This is a genomic window from Campylobacter sp. 2457A (assembly GCF_020135895.1).
In the GTDB taxonomy this organism is placed as follows: domain Bacteria; phylum Campylobacterota; class Campylobacteria; order Campylobacterales; family Campylobacteraceae; genus Campylobacter_D; species Campylobacter_D taeniopygiae.
Window position 1 is genome coordinate 1 of sequence record NZ_JACHTO010000044.1, and the last position, 4,673, is coordinate 4,673.

4 protein-coding genes are annotated in these 4,673 nt (G+C 29.3%); all 4 read right to left on the reverse strand.

Annotated elements, in window-relative coordinates; all coding sequences use genetic code 11:
• Positions 1 to 150 precede the first annotated feature (150 nt).
• From purF to H2280_RS08065, 4 genes are read right to left on the reverse strand one after another with little or no spacing between them, the layout of a single operon-like run.
• Positions 151 to 1,491, reverse strand: coding sequence for an amidophosphoribosyltransferase (gene purF / locus H2280_RS08050; RefSeq protein ID WP_337216213.1), 1,341 nt, complete (start codon positions 1,489 to 1,491; stop codon positions 151 to 153).
• A gap of 1 nt (position 1,492) precedes the next feature.
• The gene (gene dapB, locus H2280_RS08055; RefSeq protein WP_337216214.1) at positions 1,493 to 2,221 is read right to left on the reverse strand and encodes a 4-hydroxy-tetrahydrodipicolinate reductase; all 729 of its coding nucleotides are present in this window, start codon (positions 2,219 to 2,221) and stop codon (positions 1,493 to 1,495) included.
• Positions 2,222 to 2,280: 59 nt separating this feature from the next.
• Positions 2,281 to 3,456 carry a replication-associated recombination protein A gene (locus H2280_RS08060; protein ID WP_337216215.1) on the reverse strand — a complete coding sequence of 392 codons (1,176 nt, stop codon included), beginning with the start codon at positions 3,454 to 3,456 and terminating at the stop codon, positions 2,281 to 2,283.
• Positions 3,456 to 4,595 carry a DUF945 domain-containing protein gene (locus tag H2280_RS08065; RefSeq protein ID WP_137624158.1) on the reverse strand — a complete coding sequence of 380 codons (1,140 nt, stop codon included), beginning with the start codon at positions 4,593 to 4,595 and terminating at the stop codon, positions 3,456 to 3,458. Before H2280_RS08065 ends, H2280_RS08060 begins: the two co-directional genes overlap by 1 nt.
• Positions 4,596 to 4,673: the final 78 nt, after the last annotated feature.

Here is a 4,673-nt window from a genome sequence, read left to right on the forward strand (position 1 = left end):
CTAATAGTACTTGTGATAGCTAATATAATAACTATCAAAACACCTACATAAAAGGTTAATTTTAGCGATACGCCAAAAGATTTTGTTTTTTCCATAAATACTCCTATTTAATTATCGATCTTTTTTAGTATTATACAATAAATATAGAAACTATTTTTTAATAAAATAATCTCCATCAAAACTTATTAAAGAATATTGCCTTTCATTTCCTATACTTTTAACAAGCTCTTCAATGCTTAAAAAAGTTAAAGAATCAGCTTCAACATGTTTTCTTACTTCTTCAATATTTTTATTAGCGCTAATTAATTCTTCAAAGGTTGGGGTATCTATACCATAAATATCTGGAAATTTAATTTCTGGGCAAGCAACAGCTAAGTGAATTTTGCTAGCTCCTGCAGCACGAAGCAAAGAAACTATTTTTTTAGAAGTGGTTCCACGAACTATACTATCATCAATCACTACAATTTCTTTACCCTCTAAAACTTTACGCATAGGATTGAGTTTTAATTTGACTTTTAAATTTCTTAGCTCTTGGGTAGGCTCTATAAAAGTTCTTCCTACATAATGATTTCTTACTATGGCCATTTCAAGAGGGATTTTTAAATATTGAGCAAAACCTATAGCAGCACTCACTCCACTATCTGGAACAGGTACAACAAAATCGGCTTTGTGAGGAAATTTTTTGGCTAAAGTTTCACCCATTTTTTTACGAATTTCATAAACACTCTTGCCTTCTATAATACTATCAGGTCTTGCAAAATAAACATATTCAAAAGCACAAATTCTAGGACTTTTTGTTTCTAAAATTATACTTTCAAATTGATCATTGCCTTGGGTAAAAATGATTAACTCTCCAGGTTTAACATCGCGTATAAATTCAGCTTCTATTAAATCAAAAGCACAGGTTTCACTCGCAACTATATAACCTCCATCTTTTAATCTTCCTAAAGATAAAGGACGAACTCCATAAGGATCTCTTGCTACATAAAGTTTATCTTTGCTTGCTAGAACAAAACAATAAGCTCCTAAGCAACTTTTTAAACTTTCAATAAATTTGTCTTTTAAGTTTTCTTTTTTGCTCCTAGCGATTAAATGAACAACATTTTCAGTATCCATATGGGTTTGAAAAATCGCTCCATCTTGGATTAATTGATTTCTAATTTCTTCTTTATTGACTAAATTTCCATTGTGCGCTAAGGCAATATCTCCTAAGGCGCAATTTGCCGCAATAGGTTGCGCATCGTCTAAGCTAGAATTACCCGCTGTAGAGTAGCGATTGTGCCCTATAGCAATTTCTCCTTGTAAGGTTTGTAAATTTTGAGGATTAAAAATTTGACTCACCTCTCCTTTAGCTTTAATCGTTTTGATATTTTTACCATTACTAACACTGATTCCACTTGCTTCTTGCCCACGATGCTGCATAGCAAATAATGCATAATATGCATAAGTGCTCGCATTTTTTGAATTGATAACTCCAACAACTGCACACATATTAAATTCCTAAAAAATCATTGATTGAATATAATTTTGGATTTTGCTTTTGAAGCCAAATTGCGATCTTAATAGCACCCTTAGCAAAGGTTGCTCTTGAGGTTGCAACGTGACTTAATTCTAAAAATTCTCCATTTTCATAAAATCCCACAGTATGACGACCCACTATATCACCACCCCTTAAACTCATAACCGCTATTTCATTTTTATTTCTTTCGCCTATGATGCCATCTCTTGCACTAACTCTGACTTTTTCAAGATCTAAATTTCTAGCCTTTGCTGCATTTTGCGCTAAAGTCATAGCTGTTCCACTTGGCGCATCTTTTTTATGGCGATGATGCATTTCAACAATTTCAATATCAAAATTTTCAAGCATAGCACTTGCTTTGCTCACAAGATGATTTAAAACCGCAACACCTAAAGACATATTAGTCGCGTAAAATATTGGCATTGTTTTACTTAAATCATACATTAAATCCATTGTTTTTGCATCAAGTCCTGTTGTTCCTATCACTAAAGGCTTAGAATTCATTTTTGCAAAATTTAAAAGTTCGCAAGTACCTTTTGGTGAAGAAAAGTCGATAATCACTTCACTTTTCTTAAAAAGTTCATCAATATCATCGCCCTTATCATAAAGCATCGCTGCTTTTGCATTATTTTCATCCGCTAAGCATTCTTGAATTTGTTTTCCCATACGACCTTTGGCGCCGTAAATTCCTATATTGATCATATTAATTACCTTTTAAATAAATGTTTATTTTATCATTTGTTCCATAAATTTCCACATAATCATTGTTTTTTCATTTTAGCTAAATTTTCTAACATTTTTTTTTCTTCTCCGATCCCTTTACTTTCATAAAATTTTAAATTTTTACTTAAATATTTTTGTTCAACCCAGCCTCCAAAATCATGAGGATAAAGATAATTTTTCCTTTCAGGATCGTTGTTATTAAGATAATTTGGAATATCTAAAGCCTCGTTATTTTTAACAAAATCTAAAGCCTTATTGATAGCCTTATAACTTGAATTTGATTTTAAAGCACTTGCTAAATAAACCACACACTGACTCAAAATAATACGTGCCTCTGGATAACCTATATTTTTTACTGCTATAAGTGCAGAAGTAGCAAGATTAAGTGCATTTGGATCTGCATTTCCTATATCTTCACTTGCAAAAATAATTAAACGCCTAGCTAAAAAATCAGCACTCTCTCCTGCATCAATCAATCTTGCAAGGTAATAAAGCGCCGCATCCACATCGCTACCGCGTAAGCTTTTAATCATAGCACTAGCTAAAATATAATGTGTGTCTTTTTGGCTAACTCCTTCACTATTGACACCATTTCTAAGTTTTTTTAAATTATTTAAATTGATATTTTTAGGATCTAAAACCAATGCAAATTCAAGTAAATTTAACATAGATCTTGCATCGGCACTTTTAACTAAAAAATCCTTAGCCTCATCATCGATATCAAAACTGAGTTTTTCTTGAACTTTTTTTAATAAAATCTCTAAATCTTTAGCCTTTAATTTTTTAAACTCAAAAAGCATAGAACGACTTCTAATGCCAGAACAAAGCACAAAATAAGGGTTTTCAGTACTTGCACCTATGATAATACAACGATAATTCTCCATAGGAATGAGTAACATTTCTTGCTGAGTTTTATTAAGACGATGAATTTCATCGATAAAAATTAAAGGCTTATAAAGGCTATTTTTATATCGATCAAGTATGCTTCTAAGCTCTTCAAGCTTAAAATTTCCCCCATCAAATTCATAAAAATCCAATCCAAAATCTTTTGCTATCGCCCTTGCAAAAGTTGTTTTTCCGCATCCTGCCACACCATAAAATAAACTATGAGGTAGTTTTTGCATAGTGATAAATTTTTTAAATATTTCAACAAGGTCTTTTTGACCTATAATTTCATCTAATTTTTTAGGACGAAATTCTAACGCTAAACTCATCAGTTTAAATCTATGTGAGAAAATTGATTATCATTAATCTTAAGTTGAGGATTTGAAAGATTATCATAGGATAAATTCATAATAAATAAATCGTTATTTTTAATAAAATACTGATTTAATCCTCCAAAAAATTGTCCCCAAGAAAATAATTTATCCGGTTCTTCTGTGCTAGAAATTTGAATATTAGCTTTATCATTTTTGTCCGATATAAAAACATTACCATCAATATCTATATTTTGATTGTCTTTATAAAGAGTTAAATCAATAATATCAAATTTTAATCCTTCTTTGGCAATAAAATTGATATCAAATTTATCATAAGAATTTCTAGCTATTTCATCCCAAATAATATCAAAATCAATTTTATCAAAATTCAAATTTTGATAAAGTTTTGAATTCATATCAAGAACAATATCATCTGCTTTACCTTGAAAATGAACTTTTAATTTATCCTTACCTTGAAAATGAAATGTATTTTTGCTATAAAATGAAGCTATTTTATTGTTATTAAACGCAAAAGAGTGAAATTGTAATTCTTCAACACCCTCTTTAGGTTGCAATAAATCACTTAAAGGCACAGGATGATTAAAATGTTGCTTATAGTTGAAATTTTGCATAGAAAGTTTTGAGTAAAATTGTGCAAATTGTGCTTCATCCACCTTAAAACAAATGTCTTTAGCTTGCATATTTTTATTTGTTAAAATGGAAATGGAAGCATTTTTTAACAAAGTATCCCCACCTTCATTGCTTAAATTAATATCTTGAAATTTAAGTCTTAGATTGAAACCTTTTTGCTCGCTTGTTATTATAAAATTAGCCAATTCTTTATCTTTTAAATATTGATCTAAAAAATAAAAAGGATTGCTTAAATTTCCTTGTGCAATATATTTTGAAAAATAGTTGTTGTTAAAAATTATACTGATTTTAGTTTCGAAATTTAAATTGAATTTGTCTTTTATGATAAAATCTGCTTTAGAGTGCAAAAAGCCTTTTTTGAAATTTAAATCCGTAATTTCATAATGAGAATTTTTATTATTTGTAAGATTATTTAAAATATTTTCATTTATATAGCCCATGTAAAAAATATGAATAATAAATACAAACCCTATTATAATAGGAATTATTAGCCATTTTTTCAAAATATCTTTCCTTGATAAATTTCAATAGCTATTTTACAAATTCCTTGTTAAAAAAAGTTTAAAAATGTTAAAAAAGAG

Excerpts from the sequence above, each read along its gene's own strand:
- purF (WP_337216213.1), bottom strand. The coding sequence starts at position 1,491 with ATGTGTGCAGTTGTTGGAGTTATCAATTCAAAAAATGCGAGCACTTAT.
- dapB (WP_337216214.1), bottom strand. The coding sequence starts at position 2,221 with ATGATCAATATAGGAATTTACGGCGCCAAAGGTCGTATGGGAAAACAA.
- H2280_RS08060 (WP_337216215.1), bottom strand. The coding sequence starts at position 3,456 with ATGAGTTTAGCGTTAGAATTTCGTCCTAAAAAATTAGATGAAATTATA.